23 protein-coding genes are annotated in these 24,560 nt (G+C 66.1%); 5 read left to right on the forward strand and 18 right to left on the reverse strand.

Annotation, left to right across the window (positions count from 1 at the left end; genetic code table 11):
• Positions 1-76: 76 nt before the first annotated feature.
• The 10 genes from atpD to WDB66_RS08910 form a co-directional block, all read right to left on the reverse strand.
• Positions 77-1,501 (reverse strand): F0F1 ATP synthase subunit beta, encoded by a 1,425-nt coding sequence (gene atpD, locus WDB66_RS08865; protein ID WP_339398196.1) that lies wholly within the window; start codon positions 1,499-1,501, stop codon positions 77-79.
• 80 nt (positions 1,502-1,581) lie between these two features.
• A complete protein-coding gene (gene atpG, locus WDB66_RS08870; RefSeq protein WP_339398197.1) occupies positions 1,582-2,445 on the reverse strand; it encodes a F0F1 ATP synthase subunit gamma in 864 nt (287 codons plus the stop codon).
• A 121-nt stretch (positions 2,446-2,566) separates the two neighbouring features.
• Positions 2,567-4,129, reverse strand: a complete 1,563-nt coding sequence (atpA, locus tag WDB66_RS08875; RefSeq protein ID WP_339398198.1) for a F0F1 ATP synthase subunit alpha — start codon at positions 4,127-4,129, stop codon at positions 2,567-2,569.
• A 54-nt stretch (positions 4,130-4,183) separates the two neighbouring features.
• Positions 4,184-4,714, reverse strand: a complete 531-nt coding sequence (locus WDB66_RS08880; RefSeq protein ID WP_339398199.1) for a F0F1 ATP synthase subunit delta — start codon at positions 4,712-4,714, stop codon at positions 4,184-4,186.
• 13 nt (positions 4,715-4,727) lie between these two features.
• Positions 4,728-5,198 (reverse strand): F0F1 ATP synthase subunit B, encoded by a 471-nt coding sequence (locus WDB66_RS08885; RefSeq protein WP_339398200.1) that lies wholly within the window; start codon positions 5,196-5,198, stop codon positions 4,728-4,730.
• Positions 5,199-5,313: 115 nt separating this feature from the next.
• Positions 5,314-5,592 (reverse strand): F0F1 ATP synthase subunit C, encoded by a 279-nt coding sequence (gene atpE / locus WDB66_RS08890; RefSeq protein ID WP_339398201.1) that lies wholly within the window; start codon positions 5,590-5,592, stop codon positions 5,314-5,316.
• A gap of 55 nt (positions 5,593-5,647) precedes the next feature.
• Entirely contained in the window at positions 5,648-6,445 is a 798-nt protein-coding gene (atpB, locus tag WDB66_RS08895; protein WP_339398202.1) for a F0F1 ATP synthase subunit A, read from the reverse strand.
• A gap of 30 nt (positions 6,446-6,475) precedes the next feature.
• Entirely contained in the window at positions 6,476-6,844 is a 369-nt protein-coding gene (locus WDB66_RS08900; RefSeq protein ID WP_339398203.1) for a hypothetical protein, read from the reverse strand.
• Positions 6,845-6,994: 150 nt separating this feature from the next.
• On the reverse strand, positions 6,995-8,317 hold the full coding sequence (locus tag WDB66_RS08905; RefSeq protein ID WP_339398204.1) for a sensor histidine kinase: 1,323 nt from the start codon (positions 8,315-8,317) through the stop codon (positions 6,995-6,997).
• Between the two features lie 15 nt (positions 8,318-8,332).
• The gene (locus tag WDB66_RS08910) at positions 8,333-9,673 is read right to left on the reverse strand and encodes a sigma-54-dependent transcriptional regulator (RefSeq protein ID WP_339398205.1); all 1,341 of its coding nucleotides are present in this window, start codon (positions 9,671-9,673) and stop codon (positions 8,333-8,335) included.
• A 131-nt stretch (positions 9,674-9,804) separates the two neighbouring features.
• Here WDB66_RS08910 and WDB66_RS08915 point away from each other — a divergent pair, with 131 nt between their 5' ends.
• Positions 9,805-10,890 (forward strand): DUF2891 domain-containing protein, encoded by a 1,086-nt coding sequence (locus tag WDB66_RS08915; protein WP_339398206.1) that lies wholly within the window; start codon positions 9,805-9,807, stop codon positions 10,888-10,890.
• A gap of 6 nt (positions 10,891-10,896) precedes the next feature.
• Here WDB66_RS08915 and WDB66_RS08920 read toward each other — a convergent pair whose 3' ends face one another.
• The 4 genes from WDB66_RS08920 to WDB66_RS08935 all read right to left on the reverse strand — a co-directional run bounded on the left by WDB66_RS08920 (position 10,897) and on the right by WDB66_RS08935 (position 15,559).
• A complete protein-coding gene (locus WDB66_RS08920) occupies positions 10,897-12,129 on the reverse strand; it encodes an ABC transporter permease (RefSeq protein WP_339398207.1) in 1,233 nt (410 codons plus the stop codon).
• Positions 12,130-12,147: 18 nt separating this feature from the next.
• Positions 12,148-13,449, reverse strand: coding sequence for an ABC transporter permease (locus WDB66_RS08925; protein ID WP_339398328.1), 1,302 nt, complete (start codon positions 13,447-13,449; stop codon positions 12,148-12,150).
• A 10-nt stretch (positions 13,450-13,459) separates the two neighbouring features.
• Positions 13,460-14,188, reverse strand: coding sequence for an ABC transporter ATP-binding protein (locus WDB66_RS08930; RefSeq protein ID WP_339398208.1), 729 nt, complete (start codon positions 14,186-14,188; stop codon positions 13,460-13,462).
• A 93-nt stretch (positions 14,189-14,281) separates the two neighbouring features.
• Positions 14,282-15,559, reverse strand: a complete 1,278-nt coding sequence (locus WDB66_RS08935) for an efflux RND transporter periplasmic adaptor subunit (protein ID WP_339398209.1) — start codon at positions 15,557-15,559, stop codon at positions 14,282-14,284.
• Between the two features lie 200 nt (positions 15,560-15,759).
• On the opposite strand from WDB66_RS08935, the gene glmS reads away from it, so the two are divergent.
• The 4 genes from glmS to WDB66_RS08955 all read left to right on the forward strand — a co-directional run bounded on the left by glmS (position 15,760) and on the right by WDB66_RS08955 (position 20,298).
• Positions 15,760-17,613 carry a glutamine--fructose-6-phosphate transaminase (isomerizing) gene (gene glmS, locus WDB66_RS08940; RefSeq protein ID WP_339398210.1) on the forward strand — a complete coding sequence of 618 codons (1,854 nt, stop codon included), beginning with the start codon at positions 15,760-15,762 and terminating at the stop codon, positions 17,611-17,613.
• A 90-nt stretch (positions 17,614-17,703) separates the two neighbouring features.
• Positions 17,704-18,603, forward strand: coding sequence for a DUF1684 domain-containing protein (locus WDB66_RS08945; RefSeq protein WP_339398211.1), 900 nt, complete (start codon positions 17,704-17,706; stop codon positions 18,601-18,603).
• Between the two features lie 70 nt (positions 18,604-18,673).
• Positions 18,674-19,780: a sensor histidine kinase gene (locus WDB66_RS08950; protein WP_339398212.1), complete on the forward strand. Its 1,107-nt coding sequence runs from the start codon at positions 18,674-18,676 to the stop codon at positions 19,778-19,780.
• Between the two features lie 98 nt (positions 19,781-19,878).
• The gene (locus WDB66_RS08955; RefSeq protein ID WP_339398329.1) at positions 19,879-20,298 is read left to right on the forward strand and encodes a YkgJ family cysteine cluster protein; all 420 of its coding nucleotides are present in this window, start codon (positions 19,879-19,881) and stop codon (positions 20,296-20,298) included.
• A 233-nt stretch (positions 20,299-20,531) separates the two neighbouring features.
• Here the strand turns inward: WDB66_RS08955 and lipA are convergent, their stop codons facing one another.
• The 4 genes from lipA to oleC all read right to left on the reverse strand — a co-directional run bounded on the left by lipA (position 20,532) and on the right by oleC (position 24,502).
• On the reverse strand, positions 20,532-21,524 hold the full coding sequence (gene lipA / locus WDB66_RS08960; protein ID WP_339398213.1) for a lipoyl synthase: 993 nt from the start codon (positions 21,522-21,524) through the stop codon (positions 20,532-20,534).
• A 114-nt stretch (positions 21,525-21,638) separates the two neighbouring features.
• A complete protein-coding gene (lipB, locus tag WDB66_RS08965) occupies positions 21,639-22,319 on the reverse strand; it encodes a lipoyl(octanoyl) transferase LipB (RefSeq protein WP_489670844.1) in 681 nt (226 codons plus the stop codon).
• Positions 22,307-22,612, reverse strand: coding sequence for a DUF493 family protein (locus WDB66_RS08970; RefSeq protein ID WP_339398214.1), 306 nt, complete (start codon positions 22,610-22,612; stop codon positions 22,307-22,309). The genes lipB and WDB66_RS08970 overlap by 13 nt, the downstream gene beginning before the upstream one ends.
• A 216-nt stretch (positions 22,613-22,828) precedes the next feature.
• Positions 22,829-24,502, reverse strand: a complete 1,674-nt coding sequence (gene oleC, locus WDB66_RS08975) for an olefin beta-lactone synthetase (protein WP_339398331.1) — start codon at positions 24,500-24,502, stop codon at positions 22,829-22,831.
• Positions 24,503-24,560 lie beyond the last annotated feature (58 nt).

Genomic DNA, 24,560 nt, shown 5'->3' on the forward strand with positions numbered 1-24,560 from the left:
CGCCCACACCATCATCCCGAATCGCCGCGATAACCCGCTTCTACGAATCCCTATTCCCTATTCCCGAATCCCGGCTTCAAGCCGCGATCTTCTGCGCCTTCTCGACGGCTTCCTCGATGGTGCCGACCATGTAGAACGCCTGCTCGGGCAGGTGGTCGTATTCGCCGTCGACGATGCCCTTGAAGCCGCGGATCGTGTCCTTCAGCGAGACGTACTTGCCGGGCGAGCCGGTGAACACCTCGGCGACGTGGAACGGCTGGCTGAAGAAGCGCTCGATCTTGCGTGCGCGGGCCACGGCCAGCTTGTCGTCTTCGGACAGCTCGTCCATGCCCAGGATCGCGATGATGTCCTTGAGCTCCTTGTACTTCTGCAGCGTGGCCTGGACCTTGCGCGCAGTCTCGTAGTGCTCGCTGCCGATCACGTTCGGATCCAGCTGGCGGCTGGTCGAGTCCAGCGGGTCCACGGCCGGGTAGATGCCCAGCGAGGCGATCTGACGGCTCAACACCACGGTGGCGTCAAGGTGGGCGAAGGTGGTGGCGGGCGAGGGGTCGGTCAGGTCGTCGGCCGGCACGTAGACGGCCTGGATCGAGGTGATCGAACCGGTCTTGGTCGAGGTGATGCGCTCCTGCAGCACGCCCATTTCCTCGGCCAGCGTCGGCTGGTAGCCCACCGCCGACGGCATGCGGCCCAGCAGCGCCGACACTTCGGTACCGGCCAGGGTGTAGCGGTAGATGTTGTCGACGAACAGCAGCACGTCCTTGCCCTTGCCGGTCTTCTCGTCCTTGTCGTCGCGGAAGTACTCGGCCATGGTCAGGCCGGTCAGCGCCACGCGCAGGCGGTTGCCGGGCGGCTCGTTCATCTGGCCGTAGACCATCGCGACCTTGGACTCCTCGGGCTTTTCCTGATTGACCACGCCCGACTCGATCATCTCGTGGTAGAAGTCGTTGCCCTCGCGGGTACGCTCACCGACGCCGGCGAACACGGACAGACCCGAGTGCGCCTTGGCGATGTTGTTGATCAGTTCCATCATGTTGACGGTCTTGCCGACGCCGGCGCCGCCGAACAGGCCAACCTTGCCGCCCTTGGCGAACGGGCACATCAGGTCAATCACCTTGATGCCGGTTTCCAGCAGTTCGTTGGCCGAGGACTGATCCTCGTAGGACGGCGCGGCGCGGTGGATTTCCCAATGCGCATCGGCCTTGACCGGGCCGGCTTCGTCGATCGCGTTGCCAAGCACGTCCATGATGCGGCCCAGGGTGCCGGTACCGACCGGCACCGAGATCGCGCTGCCGGTGTTGGTGGCCACAAGGTTGCGCTTCAGGCCGTCGGTGGAACCCAGCGCGATGGTGCGGACCACGCCGTCACCCAGCTGCTGCTGGACTTCAAGCGTGATCGAGGTGCCATCGACCTTGAGCGCGTCGTACACCTTCGGCACGTTGTCGCGCGGGAATTCGACGTCGACGACCGCGCCGATGATCTGAACGATCTTGCCCTGACTCATGATGGTTTCCTCAAGCTCTGAATATGCAATGCGTATGTTGGAGGTCCGCACACGGGTGCGGGAGTAGGTGCGGATGCGGGTCAGACCGCCGCCGCGCCGCCGACGATTTCCGAGATTTCCTGCGTGATCGCCGCCTGGCGGGCCTTGTTGTAGACCAGGTTCAGCGTATCGATCAGCTTGTTGGCGTTGTCGCTGGCCGCCTTCATCGCGACCATGCGGGCGGCGTGCTCGGAAGCGACGTTCTCCAGCACCGCGTGATAGACCAGCGATTCGATGTAACGGTTGATGACATGGTCCAGCACGGTGGCCGGATCCGGCTCGTACAGGTAATCCCAGTCGTGCTTGACACTGCTTTGCTCAGCGGCCGGCAGCGGCAGCAGCTGATCGAACGCGGCGCGCTGCACCATCGTGTTCACGAAATCGTTGTAGACGATGTAGACGCGATCCAGCTTGCCTTCGGTATAGGCGTCCAGCATCACCTTGATCACGCCGATCAGGGCTTCCAGGCGCGGCTCGTCGCCCAGGTGGCTGACGCTGCCCACCATGTTGACCTTGACCCGGCGGAAGAACACCGACGCCTTCTGTCCGATGGTGACCATGTCGGCTTCGACACCCTTGTCGTGCCAGCCACGCAGCTCGCCCAGGATCTTGCGGAACAGGTTGTTGTTCAGGCCGCCGGCCAGACCGCGATCGGAGGAGATCACGATGTAGCCGACGCGCTTGACGTCCTTGCGCTCAGCCAAGAAAGGATGCACGTAATCGGTATTGGCCAGGGCCAGGTGACCGATCACCTGCTTCATCGCACGCGCATATGGGCGCGATGCTTTCATCCGCTCCTGCGCCTTGCGGATTTTCGATGCCGAGACCATTTCCAGCGCACGCGTCACCTTGCGGGTGTTCTGCACGCTCTTGATCTTGGTCTTGATTTCTCTGCCGCCGGCCATTGCTCGCTCCGCTCGCCGGGATTCGGGATTGGGGATTCGGGATTGGAAAAACGCGTTGCGCTTCCGTGTGCCGAACCCTGCTTTTACGAATCCCTAATCCCTAATCTCCAATCCCACCGACTCAGAAAGAGCCGGTAGCCTTGAACTCCTCGATGCCCTTCTTGAAAGCGGCTTCGATATCGTCGTTCCAGTTGCCGCTGGTGTTGATCTGGTCGATCAGTTCGCCGGCAGTGTTCGCGAAATGCGCGTGCAGGCCGGCTTCGAACGCCAGGATCTTGGCGACCGGCACGTCATCGAGGTAACCCTCGTTGACGGCGTAGATCGACAGCGCCTGCTGCGCGATCGACATCGGCGCGTACTGCTTCTGCTTCATCAGCTCGGTGACGCGCTGACCGCGCTCCAGCTGCTTGCGGGTGGCCTCGTCCAGGTCGGAAGCGAACTGCGCGAACGCGGCCAGCTCACGGTACTGGGCCAGCGCGATGCGGATGCCGCCCGACAGCTTCTTGATGATCTTGGTCTGGGCCGCACCACCCACGCGCGACACCGAGATGCCGGCGTTCACGGCCGGGCGGATGCCGGCGTTGAACAGGTCGGTTTCCAGGAAGATCTGGCCGTCGGTGATCGAGATCACGTTGGTCGGCACGAACGCGGAGACGTCGCCAGCCTGGGTTTCGATGATCGGCAGTGCGGTCAGCGAGCCGGTCTTGCCCTTCACTTCGCCGTTGGTGAACTTCTCCACATACTCCTCGGACACGCGCGCGGCGCGCTCCAGCAGGCGGGAGTGCAGGTAGAACACGTCGCCCGGATAGGCTTCGCGGCCCGGCGGGCGGCGCAGCAACAGCGAGATCTGACGGTAGGCGACGGCTTGCTTGGACAGGTCGTCGTAGACGATCAGCGCGTCCTGGCCGCGGTCCATGAAGTACTCGCCCATGGTGCAGCCCGAGTAGGCGCTGATGTACTGCATCGCAGCCGATTCGGACGCGGTGGCGGCGACCACGATGGTGTGCGCCAGGGCGCCGTTTTCTTCCAGCTTGCGCACGATGTTGGCCACGGTCGAGGCCTTCTGCCCAATCGCGACGTAGACGCACTTGATGCCGGTGTTCTTCTGGTTGATCACCGCGTCGATGGCCAGCGCGGTTTTGCCGGTCTGGCGGTCGCCAATGACCAGCTCGCGCTGGCCGCGACCGATCGGGATCATCGAGTCGACCGACTTGTAACCGGTCTGCACCGGCTGGTCGACCGACTTGCGCCAGATCACGCCGGGGGCGACGCGCTCCACGGGTGCGCTCAGCGAAGCGGCGATCGGACCCTTGCCGTCAATCGGCTCGCCCAGGGCATTGACCACGCGGCCCAGCAGTTCCGGGCCGACCGGCACTTCCAGGATGCGGCCGGTGGTCTTGGCCACATCGCCTTCGCGCAGGTGTTCGTAATCGCCCAGCACCACGGCGCCGACCGAGTCGCGCTCCAGGTTCAGTGCCAGCGCGTAGGTGGCCGAACCATTGGCGGCGGCGGGCAGTTCGATCATCTCGCCCTGCATCGCATCGGCCAGGCCGTAGATGCGCACGATGCCGTCGGCGACCGAGGTCACGGTGCCTTCGTTGCGCGCTTCCGCAGAAAGCTGGGCCTTCTCGATGCGGTGCTTGATCAGTTCACTGATTTCAGACGGGTTGAGCTGGGTTTGCATGGGTGTGTCCCTGATATCCGGCGCCTGCGCCGGAGGAGGTTCAAGAGGAAAGCGTCATTGGGCGAGCGTGGTGCGCAGGCGGTCCAGTTTGCCGCGCACCGAGCCGTCGATCACCACGTCGCCGGCGTCGATGATGGCGCCACCGATCAGGTCCGGATCCACCGCTTGGGTCAATGCGATCTCGCTGCCGAAGCGGCGCCGCAGCGCGGTGCTGATCGTTTCGACCTGGGCGGCATCCATCGCGCTGGCCGAGGTGACGCGGACGTTGACGATCTTTTCCGCTTCGGCCCGGGCCTGTTCGAACAGCGTGGCGATTTCCGGCAGCAGCGGCAGGCGGCCATTGGCCGACAGCACGCGCAAAAACTGCAGGAAATCGGCATCCACTTCACCTTCGGGCGAAAGCAGCGTGATCGCCGCATCGGCACTCATCGATGGGCTGTTCAGCAGCGAGGCCACCGATTCATCGGCGGCAATCATCGCGGCAAAGCCCAGCGCGTCGGACCAGATGCTCAGGCGGCCCTGTTCCCTGGCCAGCGAAACCGCAGCACGGGCGTAGGGGCGTGCAAGGGTGAGGGCGGTGCTCATCGCAGGCTCCGGATCAAAGCTGGCCGGCCAACTCGTCCAGCAGCGCCTTCTGGGCAGTGCTGTCGATCTGGCGGTTGATCAGCTTCTCGGCGCCGGCCACGGCCAGATCGGCCACTTGTCGACGCAGTTCTTCCTTGGCACGGAAGGTGGCTGATTCGATTTCGGCCTGGGCCAACGCCTTCTGCTGTTCGGCTTCGGCCACGGCTTCCTGCTTGGCCTGCTCGACCAGCTGGTTGGCGCGGACATTGGCCTGATCGATGATCTGGTTGGCCTTGGTGCGGGCCTCGCGCAGCAGCTCGGCGACCTGCTCCTCGGCCTTGGCCAGGCTTTCCTGGCTCTTGTCGGCGGCGGCCAGGCCTTCGGCGATCTTCTTCTGGCGCTCTTCGATCGCCTTGAGCAAGGGCGGCCAGATCAGGGTGGCGATCAGCCAGATCAGCGTGGCGAAAGCCAGTGCCTGGGCGATCAGGGTCAGATTGAGATTCATGGTTGCGCTCTGCCTGTGCTCGGGAAGCCTTCGGCGCGAACGCCTTCAGGCTTCCCAATCAACCTGCCGCTGCCTCGTGGGCGGGCGACAGGCCCGTCGGGTTCGTTCCGGAACCTTACGGTGCCAGTCCGCCGACCAGGAACGGGCTGGCGAAGGCGAACAGCAGGCCGACGGCGACACTGATGATGAACGCGGCGTCGATCAGGCCGGCGGTGATGAACATGCGGACCTGCAGCACCGGGATCAGCTCAGGCTGGCGGGCGGCGGATTCGAGGAACTTGCCGGCCATGATGGCCAGACCCAGACCTGCGCCAAGCGCGGCCAGGCCGATCATGATGCCGATGGCCAGAACGGTCGAGGCCTGGACGGAAGCGAGGGCGGACAAAGTTTCCATGGTTTTCTCCGGAACGGATATCTAGGGTTGAAAGACAAAGGTGAAACGGAAAGGATCAGTGACTGTCTTCGGACAGGCTGAGGTACACGATCGACAGCATCATGAAGATGAAGGCCTGCAGCGGCACGACCAGGATGTGGAAGATCATCCAGCCCAGGCCGAACACGGCACCACCCAGCAGACCCAGCAGCCCGGCACCGCCGAGCACCCAGATCAGCAGGAACACGATTTCGCCACCGAACATGTTGCCGAACAGACGCATCGCCAGCGAGATCGGCTTGGAGATCCACTCGACGATGTTGAGGATCAGGTTGAACGGCATCATCCACTTGCCGAACGGCGCGGTCAGGAACTCCTTGCCGAAGCCGAACAGGCCCTTGGAGCGCAGCGCGAAAAACAGCATCAGGAAGAACACACTGATCGACATGCCCAGTGTGGCGTTGACGTCGGCGGTCGGCACCGGCTTCCAGTACGGCACACCAAGCAGCTCCAGCGGCTTGGCGATGAAATCGGCCGGGATGAACTTCATCATGTTCATCAGCAGGATCCAGAAGAACAGCGTGATCGCGATCGGCGTCACCAGCTTGCTGGTCCCGTGGTAGGTGTCACGCGCCTGGCGATCGACGAACTCGAGCAGGATCTCGACGAAGGCCTGCCATTTGCCCGGCACCCCGGCGGTGGCCTTGCGTGTGGCCATCCAGAACGCGAACACGATCAGCAGGCCCATCAGCACCGAAGTGATCAGGGTGTCCAGATGCAGCGTCCAGAAAGTACCTTCGCCCACCGGCATCACCAAATTCTGAAGGTGATGCTGGATGTACGTTGTCGGAGTGAGTTCCGCCTCGCCCGCCATGTGTCCTGAACCCCGGAAAGTTGTTGGATATCAATGCCGCAGCAATGCCACGACCTGTGCCACCAGCGCTGCTGCAACACCGGCGGCAAGGCCGATGGGCGGCAGCTTCAACACTGCGGCGCCCAGTGCCAGCGCAAGAATCAGCACCAGCCACTTGAACACCATGCCCGCAAGCAACCGCCCCAGCGCCAGCCCGGCTGCTGCCGGCGCCTGTCCCGACAGGGCAAGCCATGCCGCCACGCCCGAACCCAGCACCAGCGCTCCACCTCCGAGGGCCGCCGCCAGCGCATGCGCCGGGCTGACGAACCAGAGCAGAAGCGCGGACGCAACCACTGCGGCCAGCTGGACGATCAGAACCTTGCGGGCCTGCTGTCGGCCATGGGCCACGGAATTGAGCACGATTGACTTCCGGATTCGGGACGGCGCCCGCATGCTGCTGCGGAGGAACGTCCTGCTAAGCCTGTGAATCATAACAGCTGTGAGAATCGGGGGGCAACCATGTTGCGGTGCAGCACACTTCCATCGTAGCGAACCATGCCGTCAATGCGATCAGCTCATCGCGGGCGCATCGGCCGCCAGCACCAGCCAAACCCGCAAACCGCCGTCCTCACGGTTGGCCAGACCCAGATGGCCGCCATGGGCTTCCGCGATTTCGCGTGCCAGCGCCAGACCCAGACCGGTGCCGCTGCGCTTGGTCGAATAGAACGGCAGCAGTGCATGTTCCAGCGCGGCCGGATTCATGCCGGCGCCCCGGTCACTCACTTCGATCCGCCATCCCCGGGCATGAAGCTGCCAGCCGAGCCGGACCTGGGCCGGATCGCCGCCAGCTTCGTGCGCGTTCTTGAGCAGGTTCAGCAAGGCCTGTTCGATCTGGGCCGGATCGAACAGCACCCGCCTCTGTGGCAGCGGCCCGTGCAGCACGAATTCCACCTGCGTACCGAGGCGCTCGATGAAGCTGCGCAAATCCACTTCCTCGATGCGCGGCGCCGGCAGCTTGGCGAAATGGGCGTAATCGCGCAGGAAACGCTCCAGATGGCGCGCACGCTCCTCGATGGTGTCCAGCGCCAGCGGCAGTTTTTCCAGCTTGCCGCGCTTCAGCAGCTCCCGGCCCGAATGCGCCAGCGAGGCGATCGGTGCCAGCGAGTTGTTCAGCTCGTGGCTGATGACGCGGATCACCTTCTTCCAGGTACGCACTTCCTGACGACGCAGTTCGGCCGTGACCTGGCGCAACAGCAGCAGTTCGTGCGGGCGGCCGTTGAGGCGGAATACCCGCCGGGTCAGCTGGAAGATGTCCTGCTCTTCACCAGCGCTGAACATGCTGTCGCCGCCACGTGCCAATGCATCGCGCATGGTGTCCGGCAGCTGCGTCAGCAGCTTGTCGAAGTGGCGGCCCTCCAGTTTGCGGCCTTCGCCGAACAGGCGGCGCGCGGCGAGATTGCCCAGCACCACGTGCTGCAACGGATCCAGCAGCAGCATCGCCACCGGCGTGTTCTGCACCACCGTGTCCAGCAGCAGTTCGCGCTGCACCAGGTTCACGCGCTGCTCGCGCAGGGCCTGGCCGAGGGCGTTGTGGGCATCGACCAGTTCGCGCACATCGGCATGGCCATCCCAGCGGATGCCGAAGCTGAAATCACCATCGCGATAGCCGGCCACGGTGCCGGCCAGCGCACGGAACAGCGCCCGCAGCGGCACCAGCGCGCGCCAGACCAACAACGCCATCACTACACCCGTCACCGCCACAGACAACAGCGCGGCAAGCCACGGCGGCAACCAGTGCGAGAACAGCACCACGCCCGCCGCCGCCAGCACGATGCCCAGCAGCATCAGCGCCAGCATCCAGACCGCCAACGGCAGCGCGCGAAGGGAGCGCATCGTGTCCGGCCCGGCCTATTCGCGCCCGATGCCGAAGCGTTCGAGGCGCCGGTACAGCGCCTGACGCGACAGGCCCAGTTCGGCGGCGGCCTGCGCCAGCACGCCACCGGCGCGCTGCATCGCCGCCTCGATCGCGGCCCGGTCCGGTTCGTTCCCCGCATTCACCGGTGTAGTGCTGGCCGCTGGCGGCAGGCCCAGCGCCGCCGCCTCGATGTGTTTACCGGAGAGCAGTGCGGCGCGCTGCACCGCATTGCGCAGTTCACGCACATTGCCCGGCCAGGGGTGGGCCAGCAGGGCCTGCTGCGCACTGTCGGAAAAGCGCGCGCCTTCAGGCAGGAAATGCCGTGCCAGCGGCAGGATGTCGCGCGGGCGCTGCGCCAGCGGCGGCAGCTGCAATTCGATGCCGTTGAGGCGGTAGTAGAGATCCTCGCGGAAGCGGCCTTCGGCGATCATCGCGGCAAGATCGGCATTGGTGGCGCTGACCACGCGCACCGTCACCTGACGCTCGCTGTTGCTGCCCAGGCGCTGGAAACGGCCGGTCTCCAGCACCCGCAGCAGCTTGACCTGACCGGCCAGCGGCATCGTACCGATTTCATCCAGGAACAGAGTGCCACCATCGGCCGCCTCGAACTTGCCGGCACGCGGCTTGTTGCCGGCGCCGGTGAACGCACCGGGCTCGGCACCGAACAGTTCAGCCTCGATCAGATCCTGCGGCAGCGCGCCGCAGTTGACCGCGATGAACGGCCCGCCCCGCACCGGCGAATTGAAATGCACGATCTCGGCATACTTTTCCTTGCCGCTGCCATTGGCGCCGGTGATCAGCACCGGCAGATCCGAGCGCGCCACCTGCAAGGCCAGCCGCAGCAGCGCCTCGCTGGCCGGATCGGCCCAGACCAGACCGCGCAGATCGTGCTGTGTGGCCAGTGCGGCGTGCCGGTTGCGCTCACCGGCGCGGTGTTCGGTCAATGCCTGGCGGGTCTGCGCCAGTTCCAGCAGGTTGTTGACGCAGGTCAGCAGCTTCTGGTCGTCCCAGGGCTTGCCCAGATAATCGGCGGCACCGGCCTTGACCAGTTCCACTGCCGCTTCCAGATGCGTCCACGCGGTCAAAAGGATCACCGGCATGTCCGGATTGCATGCGCGGATCTGCCGGAACAGCGCCACGCCTTCTTCGCCGGACGTGGTATCGGCGCGGAAGTTCATGTCCGAAATCACCAGATCGATGCCGCCGCTTTCCAGCACTTCCAGCCCGGCCTCGGGCGAATCGGCACCGAGCGTGCGGATGTCGTGCAGCGAGAACAACGTCTCCAGCGCGGTGATCACTGCGTGGTTGTCATCGATGACAAGAACGGTGGACATGCGGAAAACCTTCAGGAAACCATCGGTGAAGCAACCCGGCCGGCAAGCGTACCTGTGCTGCGGCAGGCGCGCGCGCCGGCTGTTCCGGCGTCGCGGTACCATCGCCGCGAACCCGTCACCGGAACCTGCCCATGCCCTGCCGACACCGCATCCTCGCCGTACTTCTTCTCGGCCTTGTCTGGCTGGCACCGGCCGACGCCCAGCCGCTGGACGAAGCCCGGGCCGGGCGTTTCGCGGCGCTGGCGCTGGCCTGCGTGGAAAAGGAATTCCCCAACATCGTGCACCACGTGATGGCCGATGCGCAGGACGTGGACCGGCCCAGCCGGCTGACCCCGGCGTTCTACGGCTGCTTCGACTGGCACTCCTCGGTGCATGGCCACTGGCTGCTGGTGCGGCTGGCGCGACTGCATCCGGAGGCCGGCTTTGCGGCCGACGCGAAAGCCGCACTGGCGCGCAACCTGACGCAGAGCCGGCTGCTGCAGGAAGCAGCCTATATGGCGCACCCGGAGCGGGCCGGATTCGAGCGCCCCTACGGCCACGCCTGGCTGCTGCAACTGGTGGCCGAACTGGAGCAATGGGACGACGCCGATGCACGCCACTGGCGGCAGTGGCTGCGGCCGCTGGAGGAAGTCACCGTGCATCGCCTGTCCGACTGGCTGCCGAAACTGCGCTACCCCATCCGTGGCGGCGAGCACTACCAGACCGCCTTCGCCTTCGGCCTGATCCACGACTACGCCGTGCAAGTCGAAAACAGCACGCTGCGTGCCCTGCTGGCCGATGCCGGGCAGCGCTTCTACAGCGCCGATCGCGACTGCCCGCTGGCCTACGAACCCTCCGGCCACGATTTCCTTTCGCCCTGCCTGGCCGAAGCCGATTTCATGCGCCGGTTGCTGCCGCCGGAACGCTTTGCCGAATGGCTTTCGGCCTTCCTGCCCAGCATCGGCCAACCGGAGTGGTTGCCCGTGGGCGAAGTCAGCGATCGCGCCGACGGCAAGCTCGCCCACATCGACGGCCTCAACCTCAGCCGTGCCTGGATGCTGGAAGGCATCGCCGCCGGCCTGCCGGAAAGCGATGCTCGCCGTGCCGCGCTGCACGTCGCCGCGAAGGCGCATGGCGAGGCCGGCGCAGCGGGCGTCAGCGACGCCCATTACGCCGGCAGCCACTGGCTGGCGAGTTTTGCGGTGTACTGGCTCACGCAACGCGGCATCGCTCGCTGACACGCATCACGCGGTGCGCGTGGCGATGGCCGGCGGCACGGCAGCGGCACGCCGGGCCGGCCCGAACACGGCGATCTGGCCGAGCAGCCACAGCGCCACGGCGCCGATGGGCAGGTAGACGAGTGGGAGCCGGAACATCTCGTACTGGCTCATCAGCCACTGGTTGATGCCGAACGCCGCCAGCATGCCGAGCACGATGCCGATGCCGGCAAGGATGAAGTTCTCCACCTGGAAGTAGCGCAGGATCTGGCCGCGGGTTGCACCCAGGGCGCGCCGCACGCCGATCTGCTTGGTGCGCTGCTGCACCCAGAAACTGGCCAGACCTACGATGCCCAGCGCCGTCACCAGCAGCAGGGCGGCGCAGACGATGCCCAGCAGCCAGGCCATGCCGCGCTGTTGCTGGTAGAACTCGCTGCGCAGTTCGGAGAAGGGCTTGGTGTTTTCATCGATGACGATGCGCACCGGGCCGTTGCCGCGCAGCGCCGCGATCGCCGCCGCGAGCACCTCCTGCCGCCGCTCGGGCGAGGTGCGCACGATGTACTGGGCGCCAAGATCGTAGGTGGCGCGGATCGGCAGGATCATCGTGTACTCGCGCGCCGATGGGCCGCCCTGCCGGCTCGGGCGCACCAGGTGCTCGATCACGCCGACGATGCGCGTGGGCGTGCTGCTGCCGAGGTAGATCGACTTGCCCACCGCGTCCTCGCCGGGGAACAGGCGTTCGGCCATCGTCCGGGTGACGATGACGCTGGGATAGCCGGTAGTGCGATCCGGCGCGTTCAGCTCCTCCAGCGTGAGGTATTCGCCGGCCTCGAAGTTGCGCCCGGCCACCAGCTTCAGGCCGAAGGTGTCCATGAATTGCTCCTCGCCCATGTAGTTGGTCGCGTTGAGCGTTGGCCGTTCCTGCTCCGGTTGCAGGTTGACGCTGCTGTTCCAGGACGAATTGACGAACGGTACCTGGTTGCTGGTGGTGGCGGCGACGACGCCGGGCAGGTTGCGCAGCAGCGCCAGGTCGGAGCGGGTTTGCGCCTGCGCATTGGCTTCCTCGCCGATGGGAATGATCTGGATGCGCAGCAGTTCGTCGACGGCGATGCCGCTGACTTCGCGCATCTCCGCAATGCGCTGGCCGACCATGAACAGCGCATTGCAGATGATGGCGCAGGTCAGGGCGATCTGGAGAACGATCAAGGCCGCTGCCGTCTTGTGGCGCCGCAGGGTGGAAAGAATGGGGCGAATTTCCATGGTTCGGGCCTCAGGCGATTATTGGGACTTGAGCTGGATGGCCGGCGTCACCTGCATCGCGCGCCATGCGGGCAGCAGGCCGGCAAGCAGGCTGGCGACAACGGCAATGAGAAAGGTGGTCAACAGCATCGTGCCGTCCAGGTGGGCGAGCCGGGCGTAGCTGGTCGGCTGCTGCCGCACCGCCCACAGCCCCAGCAAGGCCAGCCCCAGCCCGATCGTGCCGCCGGCCAGGCCCACCGTGCCGGCCTCGACCAGGCATTGCTTGAAAACTTCCAGCCGCGAGGCGCCCAGCGCGCGTCGCACGCCGATTTCCCCGCTGCGGCGCAGGAACTTGGCCAACAGCAGGCCCACGGTGTTGAGCAGGCACACCAGCAGGAAACCGAAACCCAGCCACAGCTGCATTACCACGTCGTTGGGCACGATGCGGTTGTAGTCCAGCCATGCCATGACGTTGCGCAGGCGCGTGTTAGGCTCGCGCTCGAAACGGCCGGCGGCTTTCTGCTGGGCGGAGTAGTTGTCCAGATACGCCTTGTAATCGGCCGCCTGCCCCGAGTGTTCCAGTTCCACCCAGTACTGCATCCACACGCACGGTGCATTGAGCCCGGTCTCGTCACCGCCCGTATCTCCCCAGCAGTTCATTTTGCCGCTGCGACCCAGTTTCAGGTCGCGCGAGGTGGAGAACGGGACGAACACGTCCTCCACCGTGCCGAAGCGGCTCTGGTTCATGTCGTAGAACTTGGGCGTGGGTTGCCAGTTGCCGAGCACACCGACGATGCGCAATGGCGTATCGCCGATCGCCAGGGTCTTGCCGACGCTGTCCTGGCCGCCGAATACCCGCTCGTTGAGCTCCCTGGAGATCACCGCCACGCGCGCATTGGCGTCGTCGTCCTCGGCGCGCCAGCCGGTGCCATGCAGAAACGGGGTGGCGAACATCGGGAAGAAATCGGCGCTGGTATAGCGTGCGTCGGTGTAGAACGGCGCAATGTCGCCGCGTTCGGGCGTCACTGTCACCGAGCCGCCGGTCATCATGGCCTGGTGCAGGCCGCGCTTTTCGCGCAGCAGGGTTTCGGCATCCAGGCGGGTGACCTGATCCTCCGGCTCCTCGCCGGGCAGCATGCCGCGCAGGGGCTGTGGGTCGAGCTGTACGTAGAACAGCCGATCGCTCTTTTCCGGAATGGGATCGCCGGAAAGCACGCGGAACACGGTGAGCGTGGTCATGCATGCGCCAATGCCCAGCGCGATCGCCAGCACCATCAATGCGGTGAGCGCCTTGTTGCGGCGGAAGCTGCGCAGGGCGAGGTTGAGGTAATAACCGAACATGGCGCGGCCCTCAGACACCGGCCGCCGCGGCACCGTGGCCCGGACGCGGAACGCGCCCGAGCGCCGGCCCGGTGGAAAGATCGGTCGCGATGCCGTCCACGATGTGCACATTGCGCTGCGCCCGCGCCGCCAGTTCCGGATCGTGCGTGACCATGACGATGGTGGTGCCCTGCGCGTTGATCTCTTCCAGCAGCTCCATGACGCTGCGCGCCATCTGCGAATCCAGGTTGCCGGTGGGTTCGTCGGCCAGCAGCAGGCGCGGCGAACCGGCCAGCGCGCGCGCGATCGCGGCACGCTGCTGCTGGCCGCCGGACAGTTCGGCCGGGTAGTGCTTCATGCGCGAACCCAGGCCCACGCGGGTCAAAGCGGCCTCGATGCGCTGGCGACGTTCGGCGGCCGGCATGCGGCGGTAGCGCAGCGGCACGTCGCAGTTGTCGAACAGGTTGAGGTCGGGGATCAGATTGAAGCTCTGGAAGATGAAGCCGATCTTCTCGTTGCGCAGACGCGAGCGGGCGTTGTCGTTCAGCCCTTTGACATCGACGCCATCCAGCACGTACTCGCCTCGCGTGAAGGTCTCCAGAAGGCCGGCGATGTTGAGGAAGGTGGTCTTGCCCGAGCCGGACGGGCCGGTGACGGCGACGAACTCGCCTTCGGCCACGCGCAGATCGAGCGAGCGCAGCGCATGGGTTTCGACCAGTTCGGTGCGGTAGACCTTGGTGACCTGACGCATGTCCAGCATAAAAAACCTCGGGATTGGAAATTAGGGATTGGGGACTGGTAAAGCGGGACGACGGGTGGGTTTGGCTTTTTCGCTCTTGCGAATCTCCAATCCCTAATCCCGAATCCCTCGTACTCTCACGCGCTGCGCATCGCCGAAACCGTCGGCGCCGGACACGATGACCTGCTCTCCGACGGCCAGGCCGGAGACGATTTCGACCGCGTTGAGGCTGCTGGCGCCGGCCTGGATCGGGCGGCGTTCGGCGACGCCGTCATGCACCACCCAGGCGAAACGGCCGCCGCCTTGTTCCAGGAACGGGCCACGTTCGACCATCAGCACGTCGTCGCGCCGGTCCAGCACGATGCGTGCGGACAGGCGCTGGTTCTGGCGCAGGCCGGGCGGTTGCTGGCCATCGCCGAAACGCAGCCGCGCGGTGACTTCGCCGTTGACCACTTCCGGCGAGACTGCCGCCACCTGTGCCGCGTAGTCGCTGCCGCTGCTGCGGATCTGCGCCGGCACGCCGATCGCCAGATCACGCGCGAAACTTTCCGGCACGCGGATTTCCACTTCGAATTCGGACAGATCCACCACCGTCAGCACCGGCGCGTTGACCGCGACATTGCTGCCTTGGGCCATCTGCACCTGGCCAACCTGGCCATCGAACGGGGCACGCAGCGTCAGTGCATCGACTTGACGTTGCAGTTCATCGACCACGGCCTGCTGGCGCTCGGCCATCAGGAGCTTGTTCTGCGCATCGATGTTCGCGCCCTGGCTTTGCAGCGTCTGGCTCTGGCGTGCCGCTTCCAGCCCCACTTCGGCCTTGCGCAGGTTGTCGCGCGAGCGGTCCAGATCGTTGCGCGGCACCGCGCCGCGTTCGAAGGCGCGCTCGCTGCGCTCCAGTTCGCGCTGCGCTGCGGTGTGTTCGATGCGGGCCTGATCCAGCAGTTTCTGCGCCTCGAAGCGGGCCAGCTGTGCATCCAGTCCGGCGCGCCGCGATTCGCCTTGCAGGCTGGCCAGGGTGGCGGCTTCCTGCACCAGCCGGCTGCGCAGTTCCGGGCTGTCGATGCTGGCCAGTTCCTGCCCACGCGTCACCGCATCGCCGGCCACCACCTTCAGGCTCACGGTGCCGCCGGCAATCGCGTACAGCGTCGGGCTGTTGGCGGTGATGACGCGGCCATCGGCGGCGATATCGCGCACCAGATCACCGCGCGTCACCTGCGCGATGCGCAGACGCGAGGCATCGAAGGACTGGCTCGCCCCGGACCAGCGTGCCGCGATCCAGACCAGGGCCAGCACCAGCAGCACAAGTCCAGCACCAGCAAGCAGCCATTGCCGCGGCACGCGGCGGTCGGGAGTCAGGCGCTGGTCCTGGGCGGAAGTGTCGGGAATCATGGGTACGGCCGTGTCCGGTGGCATTGTTCCGTTTGAAGGATGCATGGAGCGTGCCAGCCTGAAACCCGACGCAAACTATTGATTGCCATGGATTCGCCTCAGCTGCGCCCGCTGTCCGCCACGTCCGGCCGGACGTTCGCCCCAGCCGCCGGACGGTCGCATGCGATACTTGCCGCCCTTCCCCAAGTGCGAGCATCTACATGTGTGGCATCGTTGGCGCGATCGCCGATCGCGATGTGGTTCCGGTTCTCATCGAAGGTCTGAAGCGGCTTGAATATCGTGGCTACGATTCGGCCGGCATCGCGATCGTGGACGTGGCCAACATCCGCCGCGTACGCCGCACCGGGCGCGTGGCCGAAATGGAAGGCGCGGCCGGCGCCGAGGGTTTCTCCGCCACGCTGGGCATCGGCCACACGCGCTGGGCCACGCACGGCGGCGTCACCGAATCCAATGCCCACCCGCACGTCAGCCACGGTGTGGCGCTGGTGCACAACGGCATCATCGAGAACCACGAACAGCAGCGCGAACGCCTGATCGGGCTGGGCTACCAATTCGAATCGCAGACCGATACCGAGGTCATCGCGCACCTGATCCACCACTACCTGAAAGACGACGACACGCCCGGATCAGGCCCGGCGCGTGGCCTGCTCGGTGCGCTGCAACGTGCGGTCAAGGAGCTGCACGGCGCCTACGCGCTGGCCGTGGTCAGCTGCCGCGAGCCGGAGCGGATGGTGGTGGCGCGCATGGGTTGCCCGCTGCTGATCGGCCTGGGCGAAGGCGAGAACTTCGTCGCTTCGGACGTCTCGGCGATCCTGCAGGCCACGCGCCGGGTGATCTTCCTGGAAGAAGGCGACACCGCCGAAATCACCCGCGCCGGCGTCACCATGTTCGATGGCGATGACGCGCCGGTGCAGCGCGAGCAACACCTCTCCGACGTCTCGCTGGCCTCGCTGGAACTGGGCCCGTACCGCCATTTCATGCAGAAGGAAATCCACGAGCAGCCGCGCGCGCTGGGCGACACGATGGAAGCGATCATCGACGCCGGCAGCTTCGAGCCGACCTTGTTCGGCAAGGATGCCGCCGCCGTGCTGGGCCAGGTCGAAGGCGTGCAGATCCTGGCCTGCGGCACCAGCTATTACGCCGGCTCGGTGGCGCGCTACTGGATCGAGGCGATCAGCGGCCTGCCGTGCAGCGTCGAAATCGCCAGCGAATACCGCTACCGCACCGCCGTCGCGAACCCGAAGCATCTGGTGGTGACGATCTCCCAGTCCGGCGAAACGCTGGACACGATGGAGGCGCTCAAATACGCCAGATCGCTCGGGCACGAACACACGCTGTCAATCTGCAACGTGCCGGAAAGCGCCATCCCGCGCGCCAGCAAACTGGTGTTCTACACCCGCGCCGGGGCCGAAATCGGCGTGGCCTCGACCAAGGCCTTCACCACCCAGCTGGTCGGCCTGTTTGCACTGGCCGCGACGCTGGCCAAGCTCAACGGCCGCCTGCCGGAAGCCCAGGAAGCCGAGTACATCGAAGCACTGCGCCACCTGCCCGGCAGCGTGCAGCACGCGCTCAACCTGGAGCCGCAGATCATCGGCTGGGCCGCGCACTTCACGCCGAAACAGCACGCACTGTTCCTCGGCCGCGGCGTGCACTACCCGATCGCGCTGGAAGGCGCGCTCAAGCTCAAGGAAATCTCCTACATCCACGCCGAGGCCTACCCCGCCGGCGAGCTCAAGCACGGCCCGCTGGCGCTGGTGGACGAGGACATGCCGGTGGTGGTGATCGCGCCCAACGACAGCCTGCTGGAGAAGGTGAAGTCGAACATGCAGGAGGTGCGCGCGCGCGGTGGCGAGCTGTTCGTGTTCACCGATGCCGACAGCAATTTCAGCGAATCCGAAGGCGTACACGTGATCCGCACCGCGCGCCATGTCGGCGTGCTGAGCCCGATCGTGCACACCATTCCGGTACAGCTGCTGGCCTACCACGTCGCGCTGGCCCGCGGCACCGATGTCGACAAACCGCGCAATCTGGCCAAGAGCGTGACGGTGGAATGAAGCCTGCGCGCGCGCCGGAATCCATCGGCGCGCGCTGATGTCGTTCGCCGTCAGCAGGTAAGCTGGCCACTTTCCCTGCCGGCCACACCGATGATCCTGCGTTCCGTGCTGTCCCTGCTGTTGCTGCTGATTGCGTTGCCACTGCCGGCCGGGGAGGCCACGTCCGTGGATGACGACCATCTGGCCGCGACCGAAGCCTGGCGCAGCGCGCGCTACGAAGCGTTGAAGCGGCCAGACGGCTATCTGGGCTTCATCGGTTCCGGGCTGGTGCACGAAGGTGAAAGCCGCGTCGGCTCGGCGCCGGACAGCGACATCGTGCTGCCCAAGGGCCCGGCCTGGCTGGGTACGCTGCGACTGGACAGCAACGGCAAGACGCACTTCCGTTCCGCGCCCGATGGCGCCGGACGCATCGACGGTGCCACCTTCGACGACGTGGCGCTGAAAACCCAGCTGGACGAAGGCGGCCCGACCCGCATCGATTTCGACAGCGCCTGGTTCTACGTGGTGCGCACCGGCGATCTGGTCGGCTGGCGCCTGCGCGATCTGGATTCGCCGCTGCGCGCGCAGTTCGATGGCATCCCGCATTTTCCGGTCGACCGGAACTGGCGGATCGAAGCCGAATGGGAGCCGTTCGATCCGCCGCGCACGCTGGAATACCTGACCGTGCTGGGCACGCCCGAATCCGGCACGGTGTCCGGCCAGGCCGTGTTCGAACACGACGGCCAGCGCCAGGTGCTGTGGCCGATGGATGCCGGTGAGGGCCGGCTGTTCTTCGTCTTCGCCGACCGCAGTTCCGGCCGCAGCACCTACGGCGGTGGCCGCTTCCTGTATGCCGACGCGCCGCAGAATGGCCGCGTGGTGCTGGACTTCAACCGCGCCTACAACCCGCCCTGCGCGCTCAACGGGCATGTGGTCTGCCCCACCGCGCCGCCGGAAAACCGTCTGCGCATCTTGATCGAAGCCGGCGAAAAGACCCCGGCCACGCCGTGACCGGACCGTCCGCACTGGCAAGCACGGCGCGGACCTCTACAATGCCTGCGCTCCTGTCCTGGTGTTCCGCGTGTCGTCCAGCCCAACGCCAACGATGAAGTCGCGCCGCTTCACTCCGACCCAGCTCTGGGGCGGACTGCTGGCGATGGCCACGGCGGTGGCGTTGCTGTTGTTCCTGGACCGCTATCTGGACCGGCTGGCCTCGGACCGTTCGATCGAATGGCTGCGCATCCTGCTGGAGGAAGCCACCGGCACCTATGTCGCGGCGCTGCTGGTGCCGGTGATGGTCTACGCCACCCGGCGCTGGCCACCATTCGGGCCACGCTGGCCGCGCCATCTGCCGTTGCACGGGCTGATCGTGCTCGCGGTCGGTTTCACCCACACCACCGCCACCGGCCTGCTGCGCCAGCTGCTGATCACGTGGCCGGGGCTGGATGGCGCCGGCGACTACAGCCTGAGCCTGCACCGTTACCTGTTGGCATTGCCGGCCGAGGCCATCGTCTATGCCGTCGTGGTGGCGCTGACCCTGGTCGTGGACCGCTACCGCGGCGTGCGCAACCGCGAACTGGAAGCGGTCGAATTGCGTGCCCAGCTCAGCCAGGCGCAACTGCTGGTATTGCAACGCCAGCTCGAACCGCATTTCCTGTTCAACACGCTCAAGTCGATCGCCCAGCTGGTCTACGCCAACCCCAAGGCGGCCGAGGAAATGATCGCGCGCATGACCGCGCTGCTGCGGCACTCCTTCACCAGCGAACAGACCCCCGAAACCACGCTGGCCGACGAGCTGCGGCTGCTGGAGCTGTATCTGGAAATCATGCGGCTGCGCTATGCCGAACGCCTGTTCGTGCAGGTCGATTCGCCGCCCGAACTGGCGCGCGCGCGGGTGCCGCGCTTCCTGCTGCAACCGCTGGTCGAAAACGCGCTGCGCCACGGTGACGATCCAGCCATGACGCTGGTGGCCGCGCGCGTCACGGTGCGCGCCGAGGATGACAGCCTGGTGATCCGTATCCGCGACCACAGCCATTGCGATGATCAGTCACCGCACAGCGTCGGCGTCACCAACGCCACCGCCCGCATTGCGCAGCTTTACGGCCCCAACTACGGTTTGAGCAGCCGCCGCACCGACGAAGGCATCGAGGTGACCGTGCGCTTGCCGCTGCGCCTGGGCGAAGGCTGAACCCGGCCCACGGCCGCTTCGGCCCGGAAATGAAAAACCGCTTGCGCAGCGACGCGCGACGGAAAAAAATGCGTGCCCTTCCCGGCATTCCCGCCCCGATGCATCCCTGCCTCCGCTGTGGCGCCTGCTGTACCCAGTTCCGCGTCGCCTTCCACTGGATGGAATCGGACGCAGTCAACCCCGACGGGGTTCCGGATGAACTGACCGAAACCCTCGACCCGCACCGCCTATGCATGCGTGGCACCTACTCCGAACCGGTGCGCTGCGTGGCACTGGATGCGCGCATCGGCGAATACTCGCGCTGCACCATTCACCCGCGCCGGCCCTCGGTCTGCCGTGAAGTGGAGGCTTCCTGGGAGTTCGGCCGCGCCAGCTCGCAATGCGACCGCTCACGCATCGCACACGGCATGCCGGCCCTGACCCCGGCCGACTGGCGCTGGCGCGATGCACCGGCCAACGACAACGAGCACCCTGACGACAGCCCCAACAGCCCGTCCGTGCCGCCTGTCGCGGCGTGACAAGGAGTGGCTTGGCACATGACCAAGCCCAGACTCCCACCCAAACTCTGACAGCCCGGTAGCCGGCAAGACGCAGCTGCGCGCAGGGGCGGTACTGACAAAACATGGGAACGGCCGAGCCCGAATGCGTGCCGCTTGTCCGGGCTACCCGCTCTGTCGCGAAATCCCCCTCACCCCAGCCCTCTCCCCCGCAAGCAGGGGAGAGGGAGCTCGAAGGCGAATCGGACTTCAGCCTATGGCGTGCTGACCACACCCGCTTCCATCGCCTGCCGATCAGCGTGGTAGCTGGAGCGCACCATCGCGCCGGAGGCGACGTGGGAGAAGCCGATGTCCAGGCCGATGCGTTCCAGTTCGGCGTATTCCTCCGGCGTCCAGTAGCGCAGCACCGGGTGGTGGTGGGCGCTGGGCTGGAGATATTGGCCAATGGTGATCATGTCCACGTCGTGCGCGCGGAGGTCGCGCAGGGTCTGGATCACTTCTTCCAGCGTTTCGCCCAGGCCCAGCATGATGCCGGACTTGGTCGGGATCTCCGGATGCTGCGCCTTGAAGTTCTTCAGCAGCCGCAGCGACCATTCGTAATCGGCGCCGGGGCGCACGTCGCGGTAGCGGCTGGGGACGGTTTCCAGATTGTGGTTGAACACGTCCGGCGGGGCGTGCGCGAGGATTTCCAGCGCGCGCTCCATGCGGCCCTTGCCGCGGAAATCCGGGGTCAGGATCTCGATCCGGGTGCCGGGGCTGAATTCGCGGATCGCCTTGATGCTGTCAACGAAATGCGCCGCGCCACCGTCACGCAGATCGTCGCGGTCGACCGAGGTGACGACGACGTATTTCAGGCCCATGTCCTTGACCGTCTGCGCCAGACGCAGCGGTTCGGCCGGGTCGGGCGGTGCCGGGCGGCCATGCGCCACGTCGCAGAATGAACAACGCCGGGTGCACACCTCGCCCAGGATCATGAAAGTGGCGGTACCGTGGCTGAAGCACTCGTGGATGTTGGGGCACGAGGCTTCTTCGCAGACGGTCACCAGCGAGTTGGCGCGCAGCTTGGCCTTGAGCTGCTGCACCGCGTTGCCGCTGGGAATGCGGACCCGGATCCAGGACGGCTTGCGCAGCGCCGGGGCATTGGTATCGAACGACACCGGGCTGCGGGCGATCTTGTCCTCACCCTGTTGCTTTTCACCGACCACCAGCAGCGGGATCGACTTCTCGGGAGCGGGGACGGCGGACATGTGCGGACTCTCTGGAGGCGGGGTCGGAAGGGTCATTGTAGGAGCGCATTCGCAGGGGAAGGGATGCGGATCGGCTGCATCGAAAGCGCCATCGCGCCCCCTTTGGGTGCGCTCCTACAAGGGAGGCGCGGAAACGGAAACCGGCACGAGACGAAGCTGACGACACAGCTCGCGCACCAGTACCGGCGCGACGATGGCCGGCTGCGAAGGCCCGCCCAAGTCTACCACCTGGGTAATGGCCAGCCCCTGATAGCCGCAGGGATTGATGCGCTGGTACGGGGAAAGATCCATCGCGATATTGAAGGCTAGGCCGTGGAAACTGCATCCACGCCGCACCCGCAGCCCGAGCGCGGCGATCTTGGCGCCGTCCACATAGACCCCGGGCGCGCCTTCCCGGCGTTCGGCGCTGATGCCGAATTCGTCCAGCGTGTCGATGATGGCCTGCTCGATGCGGCAGACCAGCTCGCGCACGCCGATGCCCAGACGCCGCAGATCAACCATCGGATAGGCCACGATCTGGCCCGGCCCGTGATAGGTGACCTGGCCGCCACGATCCACCGGCACCACCGGGATGTCGCCGGGCGCCAGCAGGTGTTCGGCCTTGCCGGCCTGGCCCTGGGTGAACACCGGATCGTGTTCGACCAGCCAGATCTCGTCGTCGGTGTCCGGCCCGCGTGCATCGGTGAAGGCCTGCATCGCGTGCCAGACCTTTTCATAGGGCTGGCGCCCGAGTTCGCGCACCAGCACGCTGCCGCCGGGCGCAGGATCAGGCGATTCGGCGATCAGACCGTCCACTTCACGTCCGGATGCGAACGCAGCAGGGCGTGCGCGGCGACGTACTGCTCGCGGCTGTGCGCCTCGAACGCGATGCGCACCGAGACATAGCGCCCGGCGCTGGAAGCACGCACCGTCACGGTTTCATGACGCACGCTCACGCCATTGGCTTCGAGCAGCACCGGCAGCGACTTTTCGAGCCCGGCCTCGGCGGTGCCCATCGCGGACAGCTCGAAGACGCCGGGGAACTGGAAGCCGTGCTCGGGGTTGTCGCTGCTGACGCCGCTGGGCAGGTTGTCGGTGGGAATGTTCATGCCGCGCATTATCGGGGCGCCCGGAGCGATTCCCAAGACCCGGACACCACCGTGATGGCAGGAGCGACGCTTCTGTGGGAGCGGGCTTGCCCGCGATCAGATGGTTGGGGTTTGAAGATAAAGCCCTGTCGCGGCCAAGGTCTGCCACCGGGATTTCGCGCCCCCTGCGGGTGCGCTCCTACATTGGCATGGGCATGGGCGGGGTCGAGGTTGGGTTTATCTGGCTGCGCGCTGCTCAGTCGCCCAGCGCGCCAGCGCCTCGCGCCCGATCTTGGCGTTGTGGCGGATGTCGACCGGGAATCCGGGGTGGAACAGCAGGTGTTGGATGCGCGCGGTGTGGGCATGTCGTTGGCCCAGGTTGAGCAGTTCGGCTTCGATCCGTTCGCGCTCGCCTGCGGCCACACCAGGTTCCAGCTCCACGCACAGCACTGGCAACTGCGCGCCCTTTTCCCCGACGCCGACCAGCGCGCTGCGGCGTACTTGCGGGTGGGTGTTGAAAACCGGTTCCACCTGCTCGGTATAGAGCGGGCCGTCGGCGGCTTCCACGCGCTGGCTCTTGCGGCCGCAGAACCACAGCCGGCCGGCTTCATCGCGCCAGCCCAGATCGCCCATGCGGTGCAGGGTGCGGGAACTGCCATCGGCCAGCGTTTCGCGGATCTTGGCGACTGCGTTGGCCTGCGGGCGGGCGAAATATTCATCGGTGACGGTCGGGCCGGCGACAACGATTTCGCCAACTTGGCCGGGAGGCACCTGCAACTCCTCGCGCCATTCGGGGATCGGCTCATCGGTGATCGCGATCAGGCGCACTTCGTTCGGCGGCACCGGCTTGCCGATACAGGTGCCGGCGCCGGCTTCGGTCGCGGCACGGGTGTCGCGCAGTTCACGGCCTTCGATGATCGCCACCGGCAGGCACTCGGTGGCGCCATACGGAGTGAAGATCGCGGCATCGTCGGGCAGCATCGCGGCCATGCGTTCGATCACCGCCGGCGGCACCGGCGCACCGGCCGACATTACCCGCCGCAGCGTCGGCAGCTTGACCGAATGCGCCGCGCCGAAGCGGCTCAGCGTATCCAGCAGCGCCGGCGAACCGAACATCTGTGTGACACCGAAGCGCTGGATCGCGTCGATCAGCTTGCGCGGATCGGCCTTGGCCGGGCGCGTCGGGTCCATGTCCGGGACCACGCTGGTCAGGCCCAGCGCTGGATCGAACAACGCGAACGGCGGGAAGGTCGGCAGATCAACGCCGCCAGCCTCGATACCCAGCGCCGCACCCAGCATTTCCACCTGCGCCACAAAATGCCGATGCCGGTACACCACGCCCTTGGGCACTCCGGTAGAGCCGGAGGTGAACAGGATCGCAGCCATGTCATCGGGCGCGGTGGCGGCCATCGTGAAACCATCGCCACGGCTTTGCGCCAGCAGGCCGTCGAGCGTGTGTCCGCCCCAGAACCAGCGTCGCCCAACAGTGACCTTGATCGTGCAGCTTTTGCGCGCCCAGCCCAGCAACACCCGTGCCGCGTGCGCCAACGGGATGCCGATGAACGCCTCCGGCGCGGCCTCGTCCAGGCACTGGCGCAAGGCGCGTTTGTCGATGCCCGGATCGATCAGTACCGGCACCGCACCGGCCTTGAACAGCGCGAACATCAGCAGGAACAGTTCCGGCGAAGGCCGCACCATCAGCGCGGTGCGGGTGCCGCGCACGATGCCGGCGCGCGCCAGGGCGGCGGCGATCGCGTTGCTGCGCGTTTCCAGCTCGCGGTAGGAAAGTTCAATGTCGTAACGCACCCGGCCATCCTCGCCGACTCCGTTCGGGCAGCGGATCGCAATGGTGTCGGGCTGGCGCTCGGCCATGGCCGGCAGCGCGGCGGCGATATTGCAGATAGAAGTCATCGGGCCATTGTAATGTGCGCTGGCGGCAGCCAACCGGCCGGCGCGGTACAGTTCGGCA

Source organism: Denitratimonas organivorans, from assembly GCF_037478135.1.
In the GTDB taxonomy this organism is placed as follows: domain Bacteria; phylum Pseudomonadota; class Gammaproteobacteria; order Xanthomonadales; family Xanthomonadaceae; genus Denitratimonas.

Excerpts from the sequence above, each read along its gene's own strand:
- WDB66_RS08925 (WP_339398328.1), bottom strand. The coding sequence starts at position 13,449 with ATGTTCGGTTATTACCTCAACCTCGCCCTGCGCAGCTTCCGCCGCAAC.
- WDB66_RS08905 (WP_339398204.1), bottom strand. The coding sequence starts at position 8,317 with ATGCGCTCCCTTCGCGCGCTGCCGTTGGCGGTCTGGATGCTGGCGCTG.
- lipA (WP_339398213.1), bottom strand. The coding sequence starts at position 21,524 with ATGTCCGCCGTCCCCGCTCCCGAGAAGTCGATCCCGCTGCTGGTGGTC.
- atpE (WP_339398201.1), bottom strand. The coding sequence starts at position 5,592 with ATGGAAACTTTGTCCGCCCTCGCTTCCGTCCAGGCCTCGACCGTTCTG.
- WDB66_RS08910 (WP_339398205.1), bottom strand. The coding sequence starts at position 9,673 with ATGTCCACCGTTCTTGTCATCGATGACAACCACGCAGTGATCACCGCG.
- glmS (WP_339398210.1), top strand. The coding sequence starts at position 15,760 with ATGTGTGGCATCGTTGGCGCGATCGCCGATCGCGATGTGGTTCCGGTT.
- oleC (WP_339398331.1), bottom strand. The coding sequence starts at position 24,502 with ATGACTTCTATCTGCAATATCGCCGCCGCGCTGCCGGCCATGGCCGAG.
- WDB66_RS08880 (WP_339398199.1), bottom strand. The coding sequence starts at position 4,714 with ATGAGCACCGCCCTCACCCTTGCACGCCCCTACGCCCGTGCTGCGGTT.
- WDB66_RS08885 (WP_339398200.1), bottom strand. The coding sequence starts at position 5,198 with ATGAATCTCAATCTGACCCTGATCGCCCAGGCACTGGCTTTCGCCACG.
- WDB66_RS08970 (WP_339398214.1), bottom strand. The coding sequence starts at position 22,612 with ATGAACATTCCCACCGACAACCTGCCCAGCGGCGTCAGCAGCGACAAC.
- WDB66_RS08915 (WP_339398206.1), top strand. The coding sequence starts at position 9,805 with ATGCCCTGCCGACACCGCATCCTCGCCGTACTTCTTCTCGGCCTTGTC.
- atpD (WP_339398196.1), bottom strand. The coding sequence starts at position 1,501 with ATGAGTCAGGGCAAGATCGTTCAGATCATCGGCGCGGTCGTCGACGTC.
- atpA (WP_339398198.1), bottom strand. The coding sequence starts at position 4,129 with ATGCAAACCCAGCTCAACCCGTCTGAAATCAGTGAACTGATCAAGCAC.
- atpB (WP_339398202.1), bottom strand. The coding sequence starts at position 6,445 with ATGGCGGGCGAGGCGGAACTCACTCCGACAACGTACATCCAGCATCAC.
- WDB66_RS08955 (WP_339398329.1), top strand. The coding sequence starts at position 19,879 with ATGCATCCCTGCCTCCGCTGTGGCGCCTGCTGTACCCAGTTCCGCGTC.
- WDB66_RS08930 (WP_339398208.1), bottom strand. The coding sequence starts at position 14,188 with ATGCTGGACATGCGTCAGGTCACCAAGGTCTACCGCACCGAACTGGTC.
- atpG (WP_339398197.1), bottom strand. The coding sequence starts at position 2,445 with ATGGCCGGCGGCAGAGAAATCAAGACCAAGATCAAGAGCGTGCAGAAC.
- WDB66_RS08920 (WP_339398207.1), bottom strand. The coding sequence starts at position 12,129 with ATGGAAATTCGCCCCATTCTTTCCACCCTGCGGCGCCACAAGACGGCA.
- WDB66_RS08945 (WP_339398211.1), top strand. The coding sequence starts at position 17,704 with ATGATCCTGCGTTCCGTGCTGTCCCTGCTGTTGCTGCTGATTGCGTTG.
- WDB66_RS08935 (WP_339398209.1), bottom strand. The coding sequence starts at position 15,559 with ATGATTCCCGACACTTCCGCCCAGGACCAGCGCCTGACTCCCGACCGC.